Annotated in this window: 14 protein-coding genes and 1 riboswitch; of the genes, 8 read left to right on the top strand and 6 right to left on the bottom strand. The window is 66.6% G+C overall.

The annotated features are described in order from the left end of the window. Positions 1-362: 362 nt before the first annotated feature. The 3 genes from QHF83_RS27005 to QHF83_RS27015 are packed head-to-tail and all read left to right on the top strand — an operon-like array spanning position 363 to position 3,884. Positions 363-1,859 (top strand): sugar ABC transporter ATP-binding protein, encoded by a 1,497-nt coding sequence (locus QHF83_RS27005; RefSeq protein WP_282420829.1) that lies wholly within the window; start codon positions 363-365, stop codon positions 1,857-1,859. After that, complete coding sequence (locus QHF83_RS27010; RefSeq protein WP_282420830.1) at positions 1,856-2,881, top strand: ABC transporter permease; 1,026 nt, start codon at positions 1,856-1,858, stop codon at positions 2,879-2,881. Before QHF83_RS27005 ends, QHF83_RS27010 begins: the two co-directional genes overlap by 4 nt. A 43-nt stretch (positions 2,882-2,924) precedes the next feature. Next, positions 2,925-3,884, top strand: a complete 960-nt coding sequence (locus tag QHF83_RS27015; RefSeq protein ID WP_282420831.1) for a substrate-binding domain-containing protein — start codon at positions 2,925-2,927, stop codon at positions 3,882-3,884. A gap of 395 nt (positions 3,885-4,279) precedes the next feature. Here QHF83_RS27015 and QHF83_RS27020 read toward each other — a convergent pair whose 3' ends face one another. The 6 genes from QHF83_RS27020 to QHF83_RS27045 all read right to left on the bottom strand — a co-directional run bounded on the left by QHF83_RS27020 (position 4,280) and on the right by QHF83_RS27045 (position 10,712). After that, complete coding sequence (locus QHF83_RS27020; RefSeq protein ID WP_282420832.1) at positions 4,280-5,167, bottom strand: alpha/beta hydrolase; 888 nt, start codon at positions 5,165-5,167, stop codon at positions 4,280-4,282. Positions 5,168-5,551: 384 nt separating this feature from the next. Next, positions 5,552-6,844, bottom strand: coding sequence for an aminotransferase class I/II-fold pyridoxal phosphate-dependent enzyme (locus QHF83_RS27025; protein WP_282420833.1), 1,293 nt, complete (start codon positions 6,842-6,844; stop codon positions 5,552-5,554). 108 nt (positions 6,845-6,952) lie between these two features. Next, positions 6,953-8,479, bottom strand: coding sequence for a GMC family oxidoreductase N-terminal domain-containing protein (locus QHF83_RS27030; protein ID WP_282420834.1), 1,527 nt, complete (start codon positions 8,477-8,479; stop codon positions 6,953-6,955). Between the two features lie 23 nt (positions 8,480-8,502). Beyond that, on the bottom strand, positions 8,503-9,660 hold the full coding sequence (locus QHF83_RS27035) for a hypothetical protein (protein WP_282420835.1): 1,158 nt from the start codon (positions 9,658-9,660) through the stop codon (positions 8,503-8,505). A 70-nt stretch (positions 9,661-9,730) separates the two neighbouring features. Then, on the bottom strand, positions 9,731-9,997 hold the full coding sequence (locus QHF83_RS27040) for a hypothetical protein (protein ID WP_282420836.1): 267 nt from the start codon (positions 9,995-9,997) through the stop codon (positions 9,731-9,733). Between the two features lie 16 nt (positions 9,998-10,013). Then, positions 10,014-10,712 (bottom strand): DUF1775 domain-containing protein, encoded by a 699-nt coding sequence (locus QHF83_RS27045; protein ID WP_282420837.1) that lies wholly within the window; start codon positions 10,710-10,712, stop codon positions 10,014-10,016. A gap of 106 nt (positions 10,713-10,818) precedes the next feature. Here QHF83_RS27045 and QHF83_RS27050 point away from each other — a divergent pair, with 106 nt between their 5' ends. The 5 genes from QHF83_RS27050 to QHF83_RS27070 all read left to right on the top strand — a co-directional run bounded on the left by QHF83_RS27050 (position 10,819) and on the right by QHF83_RS27070 (position 20,478). Continuing rightward, positions 10,819-11,358, top strand: a complete 540-nt coding sequence (locus tag QHF83_RS27050; RefSeq protein ID WP_282420838.1) for a hypothetical protein — start codon at positions 10,819-10,821, stop codon at positions 11,356-11,358. 145 nt (positions 11,359-11,503) lie between these two features. Next, positions 11,504-11,714, top strand: a riboswitch (cobalamin riboswitch). A gap of 360 nt (positions 11,715-12,074) precedes the next feature. Beyond that, the gene (locus tag QHF83_RS27055; RefSeq protein WP_348980472.1) at positions 12,075-14,471 is read left to right on the top strand and encodes a ribonucleoside-diphosphate reductase subunit alpha; all 2,397 of its coding nucleotides are present in this window, start codon (positions 12,075-12,077) and stop codon (positions 14,469-14,471) included. After that, positions 14,468-15,490 carry a ribonucleotide-diphosphate reductase subunit beta gene (locus QHF83_RS27060; RefSeq protein WP_282420840.1) on the top strand — a complete coding sequence of 341 codons (1,023 nt, stop codon included), beginning with the start codon at positions 14,468-14,470 and terminating at the stop codon, positions 15,488-15,490. Before QHF83_RS27055 ends, QHF83_RS27060 begins: the two co-directional genes overlap by 4 nt. 536 nt (positions 15,491-16,026) lie before the next feature. Then, complete coding sequence (locus QHF83_RS27065; protein ID WP_282420841.1) at positions 16,027-17,670, top strand: NAD(P)/FAD-dependent oxidoreductase; 1,644 nt, start codon at positions 16,027-16,029, stop codon at positions 17,668-17,670. A gap of 684 nt (positions 17,671-18,354) precedes the next feature. Further along, positions 18,355-20,478, top strand: a complete 2,124-nt coding sequence (locus QHF83_RS27070) for a LodA/GoxA family CTQ-dependent oxidase (protein WP_282420842.1) — start codon at positions 18,355-18,357, stop codon at positions 20,476-20,478. The last annotated feature ends 4 nt before the right edge of the window (positions 20,479-20,482 follow it).

Consider the following 20,482-nt stretch of genomic DNA (forward strand, 5'->3'; position numbering starts at 1 on the left):
GACGGCCGAGAAACCGCGCGATGCGCGGTTTCTCGGACGGGCCCGGGGCAAGACCACGAGCGGCGTTGCCAGCCGAGGCGGTTTTGACTGGCAAGGTCGTCGCCGGTCTTGACCTGGCCCGTTCGATGAACTGCGCATCGCGCAGTTCATCGACCACGAGTCCAGCGCTTGCGCTGGTCCGGGGTGCAGGGGGCGGACAGCCCCCTGCTGGGGTCCGGGGTGAAACCCCGGCACGCCGTCCTGGGCATTGCGGTCGCTGCGTGAAGGGCGGGCTTCCGTGCGGGCCTGCGTCGCATTACCCTTCGCATGCCTGCATGGCTGAGCCTGCCCGAGTTTCTGCCCCGGTCGTCCGCATGGAGCACATGACCAAGCGGTTTGGCCGGGCTACCGTCCTCGATGGGGTCTCGCTCGATCTCCATGCTGGCGAGGTGCACGCGCTCCTTGGCGAGAATGGGGCTGGCAAGAGCACGCTCCTCAAGATCCTGGCCGGCGTGTACACGGATTATGGCGGCACGATACTGCTCGATGACCGCCCTGTCCGACCTCGCTCCCCGGCGCATGCGGGGGCCCTCGGGATTGCCGTCATCCATCAGGAGCTCTCGCTCCTGCCTGCGCTTTCCATCGCGGAAAACCTCTTCGTCGAGCGGCCCCTCGGTCGTTTTGGCCTCGTCGATCGCCGGCGCGAGCGCGCTCGTGCGGAGCAGATCCTTGCCGAGGTTGGCCTCGACCTCGATCCGGACATCCTCGTCGAGCGCCTCTCGTTGCCTGAGCGCCAGCTCGTCGAGATTGCGCGCGCCCTTGGCCGCGGCGCGCGTGTCCTCATCATGGACGAGCCCACGAGCGCCCTCGCGGGACCTGCGATCGAACGCCTCTTCGAGCTCATCGCGGGCCTCCGGACGCGTGGCGTCGCCATCGTGTACGTCTCGCACCGCATGGAGGAGATCGAGCGCATCGCCGATCGCCTCACGGTCCTGCGCGACGGCCGCGTCGTCGGCTCTGCGCGGGTGGGCGAGGTCCCGCTGGAACAGGTCGTCGCGTGGATGCTCGGACCGCGGAAAACGCCCGCCGACGTATCGCCGGTTTTACCCGCCGCGCGTGAGGAGCGACTCTCCGTCGAGGCGTTTTCCGTCGATTCGGCCGCCTTTGAACGACCCCTCGTCGATCGGGCATCGTTCGTCGCGTTCGCGGGCGAGATCGTCGGGCTCTTCGGGCTGACTGGCGCGGGCGCGAGCGAGCTCTTGCTCGGGCTCTCCGGCGCGCTCGGCGCGCGTGCGCGGGCCAAGGAGGTACGGCTCTCCTCGGTCCCCGTTCGAATTGGATCGCCGCGCGAGGCGAGGGCGCTCGGCGTCGCGTTCGTCCCGGCGGACCGGAAAACCATGGGCCTCGTGCCTGGCATGACGGCCGAACACAATGGCACCCTCGTCCGCCTCCCGGCGCTCTCGCCGCTCGGATGGCTTCGCCCCGCGCGCGAGCGGCGCGCCGCCCTTTCCATGGCCGCGGACGTCGGCCTCCGGCCCGAGGCCCTCCCCATGGACGCGGCCACGCTCTCGGGCGGCAATCAGCAAAAGGTCGTCCTCGGAAAATGGCTCCTCGAACATCCCCGCGTCCTCCTCTGCGACGAACCCACGCGCGGGGTCGACGTCGGCGCCAAGGCCGAGATCCACGGAAAACTCCGCGCGCTCGCCGCCTCGGGCGCCGCGGTGATCGTGGCGGGCTCGGATGCGCGCGAGATCGCCGCGCTCGCGGATCGCGTCCTCGTGCTTCGACGAGGCCGCATCGTAGCTGAAATCGCGCGGGCCGAAGCGACCCCGGCCGCGCTGCTCGCCCTCGCCATGGGCCACGACGAGGCAGAGCCGTGACCGAACACCAATCCAGCCTGCAAACACCCGCCCGGCGCTCGCCTGGAAAAACCTCCGCGTGGCACCGCTCCTCCCTCGCGCGCGCCTTGTTCTCCCTCGCGCTCGTGCTCATGCTCGGCGTGATCTTTCCGGCCGAAGGCGCCTTCTTCCGCCTCGGCACCCACCAGGGCGCCCTGCGACAGGCCTCCGTCGTCGGCATCCTCGCTTGTGGCTTGCTGCCTGTGATCCTCGCGGGCGGCATCGATCTCTCCGTCGGCAGCGTCCTCGGCCTCTCGGCCGTCGTCGCGGCGAAACTCAGCATTCACGCCGGCGAGCCGGCCTGGCTCTCCGTGCTCCTCGTCCTCGGGATGGGCGCCGCTTGCGGGGCGGCTTCGGGCTCCGTCGTCGCGTTTGCCCGCGTCCAGCCGTTCGTCGCGACCCTCGCGATGATGGTCTTCGCGCGCGGCCTCGCGAAGACCACGAGCGGGGGAACGAAGGTCGCGACGGCCGTCCCGGGCCCCGACGGCGTCCTCCGCTACGTCGAGGTCCCGCCGCTCTTCCGCGCGCTCGACGCCCAGGTCCTCGACGGCAGCGTCGCCACCGTCACGCTGGTCTTCCTCGCCATCGCCGCGATCGTCGGCTTTTTATGCGCCCGCCACCGGCTCGGCCGGTATCTTTATGCCGTGGGGGGCAACGAAGAAGCCGCGCGGTTGTCCGGGGTGCCCGTGCGCGCCACGAAGATCCTCGCTTACGTCATCTCGGGCCTCTGCGCGGCCGCCGCCGGCATTTGCCAGGCCGCGCAGGAGCAGCAGGGCGACCCCGAGGCCGGCGTCACCTACGAGCTCACGGCCATCGCGATGGTCGTCATCGGCGGCACGAGCCTCAAGGGCGGCCGCGGCGGGATGGGGCTCACGCTGCTCGGCGTGCTCACCATCGGCTACCTCGACAAGATCCTCAGCATCAACGCCGTGCCGGAGGCGAGCCGGCTGATGCTCACGGGCGCCATCGTGATCGTCGCGGCGGTGGCCCAGAAAAACTCCTGAGGGCGCGAAAGGCCGCCCGGAGGCGCGTACGGACATGTCCCGAATGCTTCGATTGACCCGCCGCTCGTTCACCCTCGGCCTCCTCGTCCTCGCCTGCGCCTGCAAGGGGGAATCAAAAGGGAGCGGGCCCGCGGAGGAGGGCGGCAAGAAGGGCCGCTTCGTGATCGGGATGTCGCAATGCAACCTCGGCGAGCCCTGGCGCGTGCAGATGAACGCCGACATCGCCGCCGCGGCCAAGGAGCACCCCGAGATCGAGGTCATCTTCAAGGACGCGCAAAACGACACGCTCAAGCAGCGGGCGCACGTGGAAGAGCTCGCCTCCGCGAAGGTCGACGTGCTCCTCGTGAGCCCCAAGGAGGCGCAGCCGCTCACCGAGCCGATCGGCAAGGCCTTCGATGCGGGCATCCCCGTCATCGTGCTCGACCGGGCCGTGCTCGGCGAGCGGTTCACCACGTTCATCGGCGCCGACAACAAGAAGATCGGCCGCGCCGCCGGGGAATGGGTCAAAAAGGTCCTCGGCGGAAAGGGCAAGGTCGTCGAGCTGAAGGGGCTCATGACCTCGACGCCGGGGCAGGACCGGAGCGCGGGCTTCCGCGAGGCGATCGCCGGGTCCGAGATCGCGATCGTGTTCGAGGCCGACATGAAATGGCTCGAGCCGGAGGCGCGCAAGGAGATGGATTCGGCGCTCGCGCGGCTGCCGAAGATCGACCTCGTCTACGCGCACAACGATCCGGGCGCGCACGGCGCGTACCTCGCGGCGCGCGCCGCCGGCCGCGAGAAGGAGATGAAGTTCGTCGGGATCGACGCCTTGCCCCACGAGGGCGTGAGCTACGTCGCACAGGGGATCCTGGACGCGACGTTCCAGTATCCGACGGGCGGGCGCGAGGCCGTCGAGACGGCCTTGCGGATCCGGAAAGGGGAAAAGGTGCCGAAGACGATCACCCTCGGATCACGCCGCTTCACGAAGGACGACGTGCAGAAGGGCGGAGAGATCATCGAGTGATGGGGGGTCGAGCCTCGGACATGGTGCGTCGGAGGTCGACGGTACCAGGTCGGAGGCACGAACATCGTGCAGCGGGGCCGACGGAGGTTGTTCGGGCGCGTAACAAGCGTCATCGGGGGACGTCGGCAGGTGTTGCGGCGCGCGAACGAGTGTCGTCGGCGGTCGACGGAGGTTGTTCGGGCGCGTAACAAGCGTCATCGGGGGACGTCGGCAGGTGTTGCGGCGCGCGAACGAGTGTCGTCGGCGGCCGACGGGGGATTCCGTGCTCACGAACGAGGAGCATCGGCGGTCGACGAAGGCCGATCAGAGGTCGGGTACGCCGACGTCGGGCGCGATGACGTCATGTCGCGCCGCCGAACAGGTGTCGTCGGCGCTCGACGTCACCTGTTCGGGCTTCAGGATGCCCGTGCGAGGTGCGCCCGGAGGAAATCCGCGGCGCGCTCGGTCGAGGAAATGGCCTCGGGCAGGTACGTGGGGAACGCCTGGAAGCCGTGGATCATGTGCTCCCACACGTCGAGCACGGCCTCGCCGCCCGTGGCCTTCACCTTGTCGACGAGCCTGCGCGCATCGTCGAGCAGCACCTCGGCCGTGCCCACCTGCACGAAGAGCGGGGGCAACCCGCCGAGATCGGCGAAGAGCGGCGAGCTCTTTTCGGGGTCCTTCCCCTGGAGAACCGCGCCGACCATCGTCGCCAGGCCGCGCGGATCGACGAGCGGATCGCCGCTTCCGTTCGTCTTCATGGAATCGCCGGAGCCCGTGAAATCGACCCACGGGGAGAAGAACGCCGCGCAGCCCGGCAGCGGCAAGCCGGCGTCGCGCAGCGCGAGGAGCGTGGAGAGCGTGAGGCCGCCGCCCGCCGAATCCCCGGCGATCGCAATGCGGGAAGGCGCGACGTCCTGCGCGAGCAGCCAGCGATACGCCGCGACCGCGTCCTCACGGCAAGCGGGCCACGCGTGCTCGGGCGCGAGGCGATAATCGACGGAGAGGGCGCGCACGCCGGCGCATTTCGCGAGGCGGAAGACCGTCTCCAGGTGTGTCTCGGAAGACCCGAGAATGTAAGCGCCGCCGTGCAGGTACAGGATCACGCGGCTCGTGTCCGCGCCGGGCGGCGTGATCCAGTATGCGGGCACGTCGGAGGTGGAGCGCTCGAGCCGCGCCTCGCTGGGCACGGGCGTGGCTTGCACGAGCGCCGCGAACCAGGCGCGCATGTCAGCCGGCGCGGGGCTCTTCGGGGGATTCGATCGGAGATACGTGAGGAGCTCGGCGAGACCCGGATGTTCCATGAGCGCATGAGACGCCCACGGGCCTTCGTCGTCAAGCCGGGGCTCGAGGATGGGTTTCATCTGGGAGGCGTCTCGCTGGGGCGTTGCCCCAGGCCCCACCAGGGGCTATCCGCCCCTGGACCCGGACCAGCGCAAGCGCTGGACTCGGGGTCGATGAACTGCGCGATGCGCAGTTCACCGAACAGGCCCGAGGCAAGACCGGCGGGCGACCCTGCCAATCAAGGCAGCCGCGCTGACGTTTCAAGCGGCAACGCCTTCCCACGGGCCCGTTGGAAGAACTGCGCGGAGCGCAGTTCTTCCACCCTCGGTCCAGGCCGTGCCTGGTCCGGGTCGAGGGGCGGACAGCCCCCGCGGGGTCCGGGGCAGAGCCCCGGCGCGGCGCCCTCAGCCAGCCATGAGTGCGCGCAGGCGCGGGAATGCCGCTTGGATGTCGTCCATCGACACTGCGCCCACGCTCAGCCGGAACCAGCCGTTCTCCTCGCGCAGGCCGAATGCCTGGAACGGCACGACTGCGAGGCCTGCTTCTTCCAGCAGCAGCTTGCGGATCTCGTCGTTCGTCTGGATCGTGCGACCCCGGATCGTCTTGCCCATCCAGTCGAACTGCGCCGACAGGTAGATGGCCCCTTGCGGCGCGATCGCGTCCACGGGCAAACCTTCGCGCTTCATCGCGGAGAAACCGGCGAAGAGTGCGTCGAGCCGCTCCTTCACCTTTGCCTTTGCGCCCGAGAGGAACGTGTGCATCGCGTCGGGCGTGTCGAGCAGCGCTGCTGTCGCTACCTGCTCGGCTTTCGGCGCCCAGGCGCCCACGTGCCCGAGGATGTCCGCCATGCGCCGCCTCACTGCGGGCGGCATGAACCCCCAGCCCACGCGCATGCCCGTCGCGCAGAACGACTTCGACAGCGCGTCGAGCAGGATCGCGTAGGGCGCGATCTCGGGCACGAGCGAGACGGGCGTCTCGTGGCGCGCCTCGCCGTGCGTGAGCATCCAGTAGACCTGGTCGTACACGAGGAACACCGGGCGCAGGTTCTCCGCTTGGCGCCGGCGGTTCTCTTCCAGCACCAGCTCGGCAATCCGGCGGAGCTCGTCCTTCGCGATCACCGTGCCGGTCGGGTTCAGCGGCGAGTTGATGAGGAGCAGCCGCGCTGTGTGGATGTGCGGGCGGAAATCGTCGGCGGTCGGGAAGAAGTTCGACGCGGCCGAGACGGGGATCTCCACGGCCCTCGCGCCGGACAGGTAGGCGTAGTGATTGTTGTTCCAGGACGGCACGGGGTAGACGGCCACGTCGCCGGGATCGATGAGCGTGCGGTAGGCGCCGTAGAGCAGCGGACGTGCGCCGCCGGCGACGAGCACGGACTCGAGCGGGTACTTGAGGCCGAGCTCGCGCTCGTAGAAGCGCACGAGCGCTTCGCGCAGGACGAGCACGCCGTCGGAGGGCGGGTAGTTCGTGTGGCCCTCGGCGAGCGCGGCGCGCGTGCCTTCGCAGAGCTCGGCGGGGATGGGGAAGTAGGCGGGATCGAAGTCACCCACCGTGAGGTTGCAGATCTGGGCGCCCTTGGCCTTCATCGCCCGGATCTCGCTGGCAATCTTCAAGATCTCGGAGCCGATGACGCCGCGCGCGAGCGCGGAGAGGCCGGCATCACCGACCTCGGGCGGAGGAAATTCGAGGGCCGTTACCATGGGGGACGCGGAGCATACCCCCGGATCCGAGGTCGGGGAATGGATGTTCGGAGCGCTTTTGGGGTGCGCAATCCGTCCGGGGCAGGGGCGCTTCGAGTGGCGGGGGGCTCAGGCGCTGCGACGGCTGGCGAGTACGAGATCAGCGCCCTTGGCCGCTATCATCATCGTGGCCGCGGCCGTGTTTCCGGAGACCGTCGTGGGTATGATGGACGCGTCGACGACACGCAGACCCTGGGTGCCTCGGACCTCGAGGTCGGGCGTCACCACGGCCATGTCGTCCACGCCCATCTTGCAGGTGCCTGCATAGTGGTAGCAGGTGTCGGCGGTCCGGCGAATGTAGGCTTCCATCTCGGCATCCGTTTGCACGTGGGGTCCAGGTAGGATCTCCTCGGCGAACCAGCCGGAAAGGCCTCGGTCCTGGCCAATTCTGCGGGCGAGCTCGACGCAGAAGATGCCGCGCTGGATATCCTCGGGGGCCTCGAGATAACGAGGATCGATGAGGGGGTGCTCGGCAGGGTTTGGGCTCGCCAGCTTGATTGTGCCACGGCTCCCGAGGAGCTGGAGGTTCGGGTAGATGAAATAGCTCTGCCGCTTGTCTGGAGATAACTCCAACCCCTCCATGGTGCCGCTGGCCAGGGAGCACTCCACGTCGGTGAGATAGGGGAGGGTGGAGGGATCCGTGGACGTGAAGATCACCGCACCCATGAGGCCGTAAGGCTGTGGTGGCAGGGGCTTTTTGCTCAGGAACATGGCCGTGACGAAGAGGTCGTCCTGGAAGTTCTCCCCGACGCCGGGGAGCGCTGATACCACGGGGATACCCAGATCCCGGAGCTGACTCTCCGGGCCCACCCCGGAGAGCAGCAGGAGATGCGGGCTGCCGATGGCACCCGCTGCGACCAGAATCTCTCGGCCGGCGTGAATCTCCACCTGGCGCTGGGTGCGCAAGTCGGTGGCCGCCACGGCCACGGCGCGCCGCGCGTGATCGAAAAGGATGCGATCGAAGCGGACGCCGCTCGCGATGTGGAGGTTTTTGTGGCTCCTCGCGCCCAGGAAGTTCTTGAACGTGGTCTCCCGCTGCCCTCCTGGGCTGATGAGAAACTGGAATGGGGAGACACCGAACTGGTGAGGGGACGTGTTGTAGTTGGGGTTGTAGGGGATGCCCATGTGATTGCAGGCGACCACCAGATCCTCGATGAAAGGATCCATCTCTGCCTGGGTGATGTGCATCCGCTCTTCCACCCGCTCGAAATAGGGGAGGAGCTCCTCGTACGCCCAGCCCACGCAACCCTCGCGGGCCCACCGGTCGAAGCCGTACGCGCCGCCGCGCACGTACACCATGGCATTGTGTACGCTGCATCCGCCCAGCGCCTTGGCCCGACCGAGCTTGATCTCGCGGCCATCGAGTCCCCGCTGGGCGACCGAGCGGTAGCCCCACTCCAGCGTTCGATCACGCGAAACCAGGACCCATTTCGTGGGGTCCCAGACGGTCTCGTGATGGGGAGGAATGTCGTCGCCGGCCTCCAGCAAGAGAATCCGGTCGTCGGGGAGACGCTCCGCGAGCATCGCGGCAAGGATACAGCCGGCGGAGCCGGCGCCGAGAATGATGTAGTCGAAGACCCCTTCGAATGGGCTCATGTGTGCTCCCCCCGCTCGAAAGCTCATGGACTACCACATACCTCGTTCGAGTCCACGCTCGAAACCCCGCCGGCCTTGCATTGCGCGCGATAGCAGTAGACCGTCGCGGACGAATAGGCGCCGTCGTCGTGCTGCTCGACCGTGCTACCTCCGAGCGTGTAGACGAGCGAGAACGCACCGCCGCCCTCGTTGCGGTAAAGGAGGATCTTGTCGCAGCCCGTCGCCGTCCAGGTGACGTGGAGCGCGTCGCCCATCGGGATCACCTGGTCGAGCACGGGAGGGAGCGGCGGGGGAGGCGCGTCGTACGCGCGCGGCCACACCAATCGACCCGGCGCCCCCTCCGTGCCCTGCTCGGTATGGCATTTGTTGCAATCTCCGTCGGTCTGGGGCGCATTCATGGAGCGCGTGACCCCATTCGCGACGAGCCGCGCCGAATAAGGAATGGGCACGCCCGCCACGATGGCGCTCGACATGAAGTTGCCCGCGGCGTTCGGCGTGAGCGTCATCGTCACCTTGCCCATCGCGTCGAGGATCTCGACCTTCGCCCCGGGAGGCGGCGGGCTCATGCAGAGGTCCTTCTCGTGGAACGCGGGAAAGACCGTGCCCATGAAGAAATAATTGAAGTCCGATGCCTGGGTCTTGTGACACGCGCGGCACGCGAGGCCCGGGTTCATCTGCGCCGTCGGGGTCGCGTTCGTATCCCACGTCTTGCCGCTCGCGCACGTGGTCTCCGCCGGTTTTTCGGGAATGGCCCCGCACGTCCCCGCCGGCATGCCCGCCGCCACCCACTGCTCGAACACCGCCATCTGTTTCGGAGACGCGGGTGGTTCCGATAAAGGAGGCATCGGCGCCACCGCCAAATGCATTCGTTCGAGGCTCCGTTCACCGACGGTCTTGCCGGAGTCCCCCGAGAGAGCAAGGAAATCGTGCCGCGTGAGGAGAGGCATGGGCGCCCCTGCCGCGACAGGGGACGCGTGGCAGCTCACGCAGATCTCTTCGAGGACCTCGCGCACGTCGCATGGAAGCTCGTTCGGTCCCAGGTCGACGCCGCCGTCCGGCGCCTGGCCCGTCGAGGACGCGCCCTGAGGGGCATCGTCGGAAGGAGGGCCTTCCGACGTGCAACCGAAGGCGGACACCAGAAGGAAAGGGAGCAGCGAAAAAGCCGTTTTTCGGGCGCGCATGGGCTCGAGTATCGCCGACGACGCGCCGCTCGGCCATGCGGCGGATTGTCGCATGGCGCGCCCGTCAGCCTCATTGAGGAAGGGCGAGGCCGGGCGGAATGAACTCGCAGGGCAGTTTTCCGTTCGGTGGCCTCGGCAATGCATCCACCTCGTCGATACACGAGACGAGCGCCGTGGGCTCCTCGCCGCCCGCGCCGCCGCTCCCGCCGGTGGAGCTGGAGGAGGAGGAGCCACCGCCTGCGCCGCTCGAAGACGAGGTGCTCGTATTCTGCGAGGGATCGTCGGAGCACCCCCACAGACAGGCCACCGCGGTGGCCAAGAAGAGCCAACGTTTCATCGGAGCATCCTCCCGGCTAGTAACGAACCCAGATTTCGTCGTTCGCCTTCACCCCGTCCGCGGACAGCAGGTTGACGCCCTGCGTGCCCTTGATGAGGTCGACGGTGGCGTCATTGAAGCTGTAGGCATCCGAGCCGCGCCAGACGATGAGCGCATCCTTGAAGAAGATGCTCAGGTCCGGGATATCGGCGGGCACGGTGTACTTGTTCCAGCCCGGGAGGTGATCGGGGACGATGGCCTGCGCGGCGGCGGGCTCGCCCATCTCGCCAGGCAGGGCCACCCATTCGGCGTACGAGAGGGTCGCGTCGGCCGCGCGGCAGACCTGATGAATCTTGTAATAGATCGAGGTGAACGGCGTGCTCGGCACCCGCGCTCGGAATGCGATCTTGTAATAGTTCGTGTCACCCGGCAGGGCGTCCGCGTCGTCCTTCTGCCACGTCAAGCTCGTCACGAGGGCGGGGTCGGCTGCGTCATAGGTGAGCGAGGTCTTGCCGAAGTCGCTCCCCATCGGGCGCACCGAGGTCATGCCCTTGGGGATGTCCACGGTGAGCGCATACGTATCCGAACCCTCGCAGCCGTGACCGACGCCGAGCTCGACGACGATGGTCTTTCCGGCGACGGCCGTCGGGCTCACCGCGCTGATATGGGCCTGCGCGGAGGCGCTCGCGGCGAGCACGCCCGCAATGGCCGAGAAGCTGAGCAATTTGTTCTTCATTTCCATGGGCTCCTTCCGGAGGCCGAGGATTAGCATGGCGACATGGCGATGACGGTGCGTCACGATGTCGCATGGAACGCCTGGAGCTTCTTGCTATAGGAGCGCCGTGCTTGATCGAGCTCGGAATTTCAAGGTGGAGCACCATGCGCTCGCGGCGCTCGCGCTCGTGCTGGCGGTGACGGGCTGCTCACGTCGCGACGAGGGGACCAGTGAGCCGGCGCCGAAGCCGCTTTCCTCCGCGGCGCCGCAGGCGACGGCGGCGCCGGTGAGCAGCGGCAAGAGCGCGGCGGCCGCCGATGCGGAGCCGCAGCCCGATTTCATCAAGCATCCGCCGGTTCACCTGAAGCCTCCGTGTGGGAGCTCGAGCGGGACGGCTGCAAATGAAGGCGGTAACCGCTGCATCACGCTGAGCCTGCGTTGCGCCGAGCTCGACCGAGGCGAGCCGGTATGGTTGGCGACGACGCCGCCCCTCGCGAAGGTTCGATTGCCCGAAGGCGCGAAGGGGCTCCGGGTCACCGCCGAGGACGAGGTCTCGGCGACGGTCTGCTGCAAGGCTGCCGCCGCCGAGCGAGGGCCCGTCAAGACGCAGCTCCGGCTCTTCACGGATGAAGTGGTCGGCTCGACGCACGAGCTCGAATGCCCTTGAAAACCGCCATGGCGGAGCGCAGGGCGGAAGCGGAAGCCGGGCCGCGCGGGCGATGGCGCCCGGCGGGACTGGCAAAAATGCACCCAAATTCAAGTTGTTACGCATCATCACAACATCTCGGTTGACACCGTGCCCGATCCGACCATAGGGTGCGTCCCGTGCTGGTGGTTGGGCTTCGGCCCGGCCTTAAAATGGGAACCCGGTGGAAATCCGGGACTGCCCCGCAGCGGTAAGCGAGAACGAAATTCGCCACATGCACTGGGATCTTCGGGTCCTGGGAAGCGGCGGACGTAGGAATCCGGCAATCGCCGAAGCGCTCGTGAGTCCGAAGACCTGCCCGCACCCGACCCCGGGAGACATCCGGAGTCGGTTCGACCTGGGAGCCTCGTGGGAAGGCGGGAAGGTCCGAGCGGCGCACCCTGGTGCGCTCGTCCCGGTCTCGACCTGTCCCCTCGCGCTGGTGTTCCAGTTGCCCGCGGGGGCGAAGGTCGGTCCGAGGGCTCCCAACGTTCCCAGCGCGGGCGCGCCTCGGCTGGCTTCCTCTCTCGTGGGTTTTCAACCCGAGCGGTCTGGTCCCGCTCGGAACCCGAGAGCGGAGAGGAGGCAGCCTGATGCGGAACGAGACGAGCCCGAACAGCAACGGCGCGGCGCCGTTGCGGACGACGACCCCACGGACGACGAGCTCGACGGCTGGCGAGACGTATACGCAGACGACCATGCGCGTGAAGAAGCGCAATGGATCGAGCGAGCCAGTCGACGTCAACAAGATCGTACGCGCCGTGGGCCGATGCTGCGCGGGACTTTCGGACGTCGATGCCTTGCGCATCGCGACCAAGACCATCAGCGGCCTTTACGATGGCGCGACGACCCGCGAGCTCGATCAGCTCTCGATCCAGACGGCGGCCGGGCTCATCGTGGAAGAGCCGCAATACGCGCGGCTCGCGGCCCGGCTGCTCTCGACGTACATCGAGAAGGAAGTCCGAAATCAGGAGATCCATGCCTTCTCGCAGTCGGTCGCCACGGGGCATCGCCTCGGGCTCGTCAACGATCGCCTGCAAACGTTCGTCGCGGCGAACGCGCGCAAGCTGAACGACGCGCTCGTCCAGGAGCGCGATCGCGAGTTCGAGTATTTCGGCCTCCGGACGGTCTACGACCGATATCTGCTCAAGCACCCCGCCTCGCGCCTCGTCATCGAGACGCCGCAGCAATTCTTCATGCGCATCGCGTGCGCCCTGTCGGAGACGGTCCAGGACGCTCTCGGGCTCTACCACCTGTTCTCGTCGCTCGAGTACCTGCCGGGCTCGCCGACGCTCTTCAATGCAGGGACGCGCCACGAGCAGCTCTCGAGCTGCTTTCTCCTCGATTCCCCCGAGGATCACCTCGAGAACATCTATCGGAGTTACATGGACGTCGCGATGCTGTCGAAGTTCTCGGGCGGCATCGGGCTCGCCTACACCCGCGTCCGCTCGCGCGGCTCCCTCATCGAGAGCACGAATGGATACTCCAACGGCATCGTGCCGTGGCTCAAGACGCTCGACGCCTCCGTCGCGGCCGTCAACCAGGGCGGCAAGCGCAAGGGCGCGTGCTGCGTGTATCTCGAACCGTGGCACGCGGACGTCGAGGAGTTCCTCGAGCTGCGCGACAACACCGGCGACGAAGCGAGCCGCACGCACAACCTGAACCTCGCCAACTGGGTCCCGGACCTGTTCATGAAGCGCGTCGAGGCCGACGCGCTCTGGAGCCTCTTCGACCCGAAGACCGTGCCGGATCTCCCCGATCTCTACGGCGAAGCCTTCGAGCGTCGATACGAGGAGGCCGAACGAGCAGGCCTGGCGATCAAGACGATCAAGGCGCGTCACCTTTATGCGCGGATGATGCGCACGCTCGCGCAGACCGGAAACGGCTGGATGACGTTCAAGGACAAGTCGAACCTCGCTTGCAACCAGACAGCCCTCCCCGGACGCGTCGTGCACCTCTCGAACCTTTGCACGGAGATCCTCGAGGTGACGTCGAGCGAGGAGGCCGCGGTCTGCAACCTCGGCTCGATCAACCTCGCTCGACACACGAACGTGGACGACGAACGCGTCGTTTCGTTCGACTTCGACAAACTTGGGCGCACCGTGAGGACCGCGGTCCGGCAGCTCGACCGCGTCATCGACCTCAACTACTACCCCATCGCCATCACGAGGGCGTCGAACCTGCGCTGGCGACCGATCGGGCTCGGTCTCATGGGGCTTCAGGATGTCTTCTTTCAGATGCGCCTCGCGTTCGACGCGCCCGAGGCCCGCGCGCTCTCGAAGCGAATCTCGGAGGAAGTCTATTTTCACGCGCTCACGGCGTCCGTCGAGCTCGCGGAGGAAAAAGGGCGTCACCCGGCATTCGAGGAGACGCGCGCCGCGCGCGGAGAGCTCCAGTTCGACGCGTGGGGCGTGACGCCTGACGACCTGGGGCGCTGGGAGCTCCTTCGCGCCCGGGTCGCCACGCATGGCATGCGCAACTCGCTGCTCTGCGCCATTGCGCCGACCGCGACCATCGCCTCCATCGCCGGCTGCTACGAGTGCATCGAGCCGCAGGTGAGCAACCTCTTCAAGCGGGAGACCCTCTCCGGCGACTTCCTCCAGGTGAACCGATACCTCGCCCGCGAGCTCAAGGCGCTCGGGCTGTGGACGGAGGCAATGCGTTCGCGCCTCAAGCTCGCGGAGGGATCCGTGCAGAGGCTCGACGAGCTGCCGGAGGAGCTGCGCGCCATTTACCGCACGGCGTGGGAGATCCCGATGCGCTCGCTCCTCGACATGGCCGCCGATCGTGGGGCCTTCATCGACCAGAGCCAGTCCCTCAATCTCTTCATGGAGAGCCCCAACATCGGCCAGCTCTCGTCGATGTATTTCTACGCCTGGAAGAAGGGCCTGAAGACGACCTATTATCTGCGGTCACGCCCTGCGACGCGCATCGCGAAGGCCACGGTCGAGGAGCCGAAATCGACATCGAGCGGGGAGGGGCATCCGGGCGGCACGCCCGGATGGACGCCGCCGCCTCCCCGCGCCGCGACGACGGACGACGCTGCCGTGGCGTGCTCCCTCGAAAACCCCGAGAGCTGCGAGGCGTGCCAATGAGCGCCGCTGCCCGTCCCGCCCGCCTGCTCGACCCGGGCCTTTGCCTGACGCTGCGGCCGATGACGTACCCGAAATTCTTCGAGATGTACCGCGCGGCCATCAAGAACACGTGGACCGTCGAGGAGGTCGATTTCTCGACCGACGTCGGCGACCTCAAGAAAAAGATGAGCGACGCCGAGCGACACCTCGTGCAGCGCCTCGTCGCCTTCTTCGCGACCGGCGATTCCATCGTCGCGAACAACGTGGTCCTGAACCTGTACAAGCACATCAACGCGCCCGAGGCGCGGATGTACCTGTCGCGACAGCTCTACGAGGAGGCGCTCCACGTGCAGTTCTATCTGACGCTCCTCGACACGTACGTCCCCGACCCGGAGGATCGTCACCGCGCGTTCGCCGCGGTCGAGAACATCCCCTCCATCCGGAAGAAGGCAGCGTTCTGCATGAAATGGCTCGACTCCACGCGCGCGCTCGAGCAGCTCGATTCGCGTGCGCAGCGGCGAGCCTTCCTCCTGAACCTCATTTGCTTCGCCGCTTGCATCGAGGGGCTCTTCTTCTTCGGCGCGTTTGCGTACGTATATTTCCTTCGCTCCCGCGGGTTGCTCCACGGGCTCGCGGCGGGGACCAACTGGGTGTTCCGTGACGAGAGCGCGCACATGGCGTTCGCCTTCGAGGTGGTGAAGACGGTGCGGCGCGAGGAGCCGGAGCTCTTCGACGACGCGCTGTGCAGCGCGGTGAACGACATGCTCGAGGAGGCGATCGAATGCGAGATGCAGTTCGCCGAGGACCTGCTCGGGGATGGCATCGCCGGAATGTCGACGCGCGACGTCCGTCGCTACCTCGAGTTCTGCGCGGATCAGCGTCTCACGACGCTGGAGCTCCCGAAGCGTTACAGGACGAAAAACCCGTTCTCGTTCATGGATCTCCAGGACGTGCAGGAGGTCACCAATTTCTTCGAGCGGCGCGTGTCGGCTTACCAGGTCGGCGTGTCCGGGGAGGTCGTGCTCGATGCCGCGTTCTGACGCTCGAATGCCCTCGAAGGCCGCCAGAATGGCGGGGACAGCGCCCGCCGTGTTCCCTTCGCCCTCCGAGCTTGCCTACCACGCAGCCAGGAACGTTCCCCCCGTCCTCCGAGCTTGTCTCTGACGCAGGGGGAAACGTTCCCCCCTCTCTTGTAGCGTCGCGATGACGCAGGGGGGAACGTTCCCCCCGTCTTCCCAGCTTGTCTCTGACGCAGGGGGGAACGTTCCCCTCTCTCATGTAGCGTCGCGAGGATGCACCGCGGAACGTTCCCCCCGTCCTCCGAGCTTGTCTCTGACGCAGGGGGGAACGTTCCTCCCTCTCTTGTAGCTTGTCTCTGACGCAGGGGGGAACGTTCCCCCCTCTCATGTAGCTTGTCTCTGACGCAGGGGGGAACGTTCCCCGCTCTCATGTAGCGTCGTGATGACGCACTGCGAAACGTTCCCCCTCTCTTGGAGCGCCGCGATGACCTGCGCGCGCATGCAAGCCCGTGACATGGGCCCGCCTGGGCGCCAGCTATGCCGCTGGGAGGGCGCTGATGGCACGGACACCACTCTTGCGATCGCTGGAGAAGCTGGCCTCGGAGCACCGCGCGGCGCGCGCGCGAGGGCTCACCCCCGCTGCGCTGCGCGAGGAGCGCATGGCCGCTCGCGAACGGGATGCCCGCCGCGGGATTTCCCTCGATCGCCGCCGCTTCCTCGGCGCCACGGCCGTGGGGGCCTTGACCCTCGCGCTTCCGCGCGCGCTCCGCGCCGCGGATTCTCCAACCATCGCCATCGTCGGCGGCGGCGTCGCCGGCCTGACCTGCGCCCTCGCGCTGCGCGATCGCGGCCTCTCGGCCACCGTGTACGAGGCCTCCGGCCGCATCGGCGGCCGCATGTTCTCGAACACCACCTCCTGGGACGCGGGTCAAGTGAGCGAGTGGTGCGGTGAGCTCATCGATAGCAACAACCGCACCCTGTTCGCCCTCGCCCAACGATTCGGCCTGACGATGGACAGCCTGGAGGGCCCACAGCCGTCCGGCCTGGAGAATACGTATTTCTTCGACGGCCGCTATTACCCCGTCGCCGAGGCCGAGCGCGATTTTGCGCATGTCTATCCCGCTCTCCTCACGGATCTGGGCGCCGCGGGCGAGATCACCACCTACGACCACGCGACACCCGCGGGGCGCGCGCTCGATCGAATGAGCGTCTACGACTGGATCGCCTCGAGGGTCCCGGGCGGGCACGCCTCGCCGCTCGGGCAGTTGCTCGACGTGGCTTACGTCATCGAATGGGGCGCCGATTCGCGGGATCAGTCCGCCCTGAACCTCGTCTACCTGCTCGGCCACCAGCCCGAGCCCGAGCATTTCTCGATGTTCGGCGAGTCCGACGAGGCGTATCACATCAAGGGCGGCAACCAGCAGATCCCCCTGGCCATCGCCGAGGCGCTCGGTCCGGACGTGATCGAGCGCGGGCACCGGCTCCTCCGCCTGCGCGAGAGCCCGGCGGGGAGGCAGATCCTCACGTTTCAGCGAGGCTCGGGCACGATCGACGTCGTGGCCGACTGGGTCGTCCTCGCTATCCCGTTCGCCGTATTGCGCACCATCGACCTCGGGGACGCCGGTTTCGACGCGCGCAAGCGCCTCGCGATCGAGCAGCTCGGCCGGGCGCACAATGGCAAGCTTCACCTCCAGTTTTCGCGCCGCTACTGGCGCGACGAGGGCCCCTGGCCAGGCAGGAGCGATGGGTCGACCTATGCCGATACCGGCTATCAGAACACCTGGGAGGTGAGCCGCGCCCAGCCGGGCGAGCCCGGGATCCTCGTCCTGTACACCGGCGGGGACGTGACGGACGCGATGTCGACGCGAAAGCCTTTCGCCACCATCAAGGACGCGGGCGTCCTCGCGGACGCGCGCGCGGGGCTCGGCTGGCTGGAGAGGGTCCTGCCGGGAGGATTCACGCACTGGAACGGGAAAGCGACGCAATCGATGCCGCACTTGAACCCGCTCTACGAGGCGTCGTATTCGTATTATCGGGTGGGTCAGCGGGTCCTGTTCGGCGGCCACGAGGCGGCTCGCCAGGGCGGGGTGCTCTTCTGCGGCGAGCACACATCGCTCGATTTCCAGGGGCACATGGAGGGCGCTGCCTCCCAGGGCGCGCGCGCGGCGGAGGAGCTCGCGCGGCTCGTGAAGGGGAGGTGAGGACCGATCCGCCTCGGGGCCTGTGCTTCACGGCGTGATCACGACGGCCATTCCGTCGAGGATTGCCCCGACGTTTTTCAGGCTCTTGTCGAGCGCGAGGGCCGCGCTCCGGGGCGCGAGGCCTCCGGGGAGCCACGCCTTGCCGCCCGGTCATCGGGCGGGGTGGCTCGTCATTCGCCGGAGAGCGATTGCGTGAAGCGTATCAGCCTCGAATCGATCCAGAATCGAGGCTTTTTCGCGGGACTCGTCACGCCCGGACCCTTCGACCGATCGATCTGGTGATCGATCAGGTCAGATCGGTCGATCCATGACGAGCCAGCAGAGCAACCCCACGGCGATTCTGCGCGCGAGCCCGCCGCCGCGCCGGGGCGGCGCCCCAGCGAACCGGCTTCGAGATGAACCAATGCTCAGGACCAGGGGCTGAGCACCGGTGCCCTGCCGGCGCTGCCCAAAAGTGCTTGACATCTTACAGGGGTTCTGATGTCCTGAACACTCATGAGGGGAGGGGCATCGCACGCGAAGTGCGTCCGGGTGCCATTTGGGAAATGGCGTGCCCTGATGTGAAGGGGACCTGCGAGGCGTGCTTTTGTCCGGCCTCGGAAGCCGCAGTGCTGTCGATGCTGACCCGCCCCCTGCCGATCCAAGCGCAGCGAAATCCTAGGTCATTCTACTCGGGAGATACTCATGAGCACGAACCATCCCAAGTTCCGGATCTACCCCTCCATTGGCGTCGCCCGCCTCGGCAATGGCCCTGCTCTTAAAGACCAGGCCATTTTCAGTCCCGAAATTCCCTGGGACAACCTGTACAAGACAGACGAGCAATATCTTACCGATGACGGCAAGATCAAGAAGCAGGCGCAGCGATTCTATGTGTATGAATGCGACGCGCAGGGCGTGCCGGTGAAGCGGGTCGACCCCAACGAGTACAGAATCGAATGGCACGTCGAGGTCGCGAACAAGAAGCCGTTTTGGTACAATTTCAACAACTGCCTGGACCTCTCCATCCTCTCGACCAACCAAAACCTCAGCCCCAATTTCGCGAAAGAGAAGCTGGCGCCGGGCATCGGAGCGACGCAGCGCAACCCGAATGTGTTGGACATGCACGTCCGCGACCCCGAGCACCCCTATAACTACCGCAAAGAGCTGGTGAATCGCCCCGGCCTGACCACCGTGCGCAGCGGGGATGGCCTGACGCCCTTGCGAGGGCATTTTCCTTTTCCAGAACACGACCACAGCAACGGCGACCAATCAGGCAAGAAAGTTAGCCGGCTGGCTATGAGCCTGAACACCGAGCACAAGGACGTCAATTTGGGCAGCATCGAATACGATGATGGTGCCCTCATTTTTTACGCGGCCGATGGTAAGTCGGCGTCCCTGAACCCGTCCGACCTCAACACTGATTTTGCCGACAATTCCAATTGGTTCGACGACATCTGCGACGGTAGGGTCACAGCGACGCTGGTTTCGAGGGGCGATGATAGCAGGATTGAGTTGACGGACGCCCAATCCGCTGCCTGGATCGTCACCGCACCGCCGGATTACGCGCCGCAAATACAGCCGATTGCCACCATGTACGACATGATCCTGGGTGCGTCGAACGAGACGTTCCCGTTCGACTTCTCGCTGGTGTTTCCGCTGCTGTACCGGCTTTATCGGATGCAATGGGTCAACCTCGGTGATTTTCTTTCGCCCTCGTTCAAGGAGACCATCGACAGGCTGACGGCGGACGGTAAATTCAAATATCTGTTCAAGAAAGAGCCGGCTGCCGAGGCCGCCGCCGTGCGGGAACAGGTGTTTCGCTTGTTCCGCGACCCCGCCTACCCCTACAACAACGAGCCGATCATCCCCAGCAAGTGCGCCACCAACATCGAGAACCGGGGCAGCGGCACAGACGAACTGAAGCTGCCGTTTTACCCCGGCGACGGCATCGACTACCCTGGCAGCCCGGCGCAGTGGTTCGCGATCCCGCCGATGCTGTTCGACGCCTTGAAGCAATGGCGCGACGGCAATTTCGCTGCCATCGAAGGGCTGGAGGTCGAGAACATCGACGCGCTCGGCGCCTATTTCCGCTCCAAGTTCCTGGAAGCAGCGGCAGACCCGTCGAAAAAGCCACTGCTCATGACCAGGGCGGTGCTGGAAACGCTGTACGGCGGTGGCTTCCACCCGGGCGTGGAGCTGACCTGGCCGATGCGCCACAACCTGATGTACTCCGAAAACCGCGAAGTGTTCAAGAGCGTGGCGCCGGGGTTCAGCCTGTTTGGCCTGCGCGAGGTGCGCATCAATTCCGCTTCCAAGGCCGAGCAGGAGGAAATCTTCTTCAATGATTTCGGGCTCCAGATGGGGCCGGAGGACATCCGGGAGTCGATGCGCATCGACGACCGCGGCGTCAGGCACTGGCTCTGGAGAATCACGCCGGGCGACCTGACCAAATGGATGGGAATCCCCTGGCAGTCAGACGCAGGAAGCTGCCAGGCGGTGTTCATCGAGAAGCAATATCCGGTGCCAGCATGGTGGGCCGCCAACCTGCCGGTGCACGTGATCCCCCAAGAGAGCTTCCGTAAAATGAGCGACCCGCAGATCTTGCCCGAGACCAAGAAGCACATCTATGCCAATCGCCTGCCCTGGCTGCAAACCACCAATACTGGATTCGTCGGTTATCACGCCGAGGGTGGCTACATGAACGGCTTGATCAGCATGGTCTACCAATGGGACAAGATCGGGATGGTGACCGGACGCAAAATGGATCCGCCGATCGAGGGCGTCCCGGAGATCGTGTACGTGGCGTTCAACGGCAAGTCGAACCGCTGAGCCT

Source organism: Polyangium sp. 15x6 (assembly GCF_029960785.1).
Lineage (GTDB): Bacteria > Myxococcota_A > Polyangia > Polyangiales > Polyangiaceae > Polyangium.

Bases quoted from the DNA above. Each gene is read 5' to 3' on its own strand.
- QHF83_RS27005 (WP_282420829.1), top strand. From the start codon at position 363: ATGACCAAGCGGTTTGGCCGGGCTACCGTCCTCGATGGGGTCTCGCTC.
- QHF83_RS27015 (WP_282420831.1), top strand. From the start codon at position 2,925: ATGCTTCGATTGACCCGCCGCTCGTTCACCCTCGGCCTCCTCGTCCTC.
- QHF83_RS27020 (WP_282420832.1), bottom strand. From the start codon at position 5,167: ATGGAACATCCGGGTCTCGCCGAGCTCCTCACGTATCTCCGATCGAAT.
- QHF83_RS27025 (WP_282420833.1), bottom strand. From the start codon at position 6,844: ATGGTAACGGCCCTCGAATTTCCTCCGCCCGAGGTCGGTGATGCCGGC.
- QHF83_RS27030 (WP_282420834.1), bottom strand. From the start codon at position 8,479: ATGAGCCCATTCGAAGGGGTCTTCGACTACATCATTCTCGGCGCCGGC.
- QHF83_RS27035 (WP_282420835.1), bottom strand. From the start codon at position 9,660: ATGCGCGCCCGAAAAACGGCTTTTTCGCTGCTCCCTTTCCTTCTGGTG.
- QHF83_RS27040 (WP_282420836.1), bottom strand. From the start codon at position 9,997: ATGAAACGTTGGCTCTTCTTGGCCACCGCGGTGGCCTGTCTGTGGGGG.
- QHF83_RS27045 (WP_282420837.1), bottom strand. From the start codon at position 10,712: ATGAAGAACAAATTGCTCAGCTTCTCGGCCATTGCGGGCGTGCTCGCC.
- QHF83_RS27055 (WP_348980472.1), top strand. From the start codon at position 12,075: ATGCGCGTGAAGAAGCGCAATGGATCGAGCGAGCCAGTCGACGTCAAC.
- QHF83_RS27060 (WP_282420840.1), top strand. From the start codon at position 14,468: ATGAGCGCCGCTGCCCGTCCCGCCCGCCTGCTCGACCCGGGCCTTTGC.
- QHF83_RS27065 (WP_282420841.1), top strand. From the start codon at position 16,027: ATGGCACGGACACCACTCTTGCGATCGCTGGAGAAGCTGGCCTCGGAG.
- QHF83_RS27070 (WP_282420842.1), top strand. From the start codon at position 18,355: ATGAGCACGAACCATCCCAAGTTCCGGATCTACCCCTCCATTGGCGTC.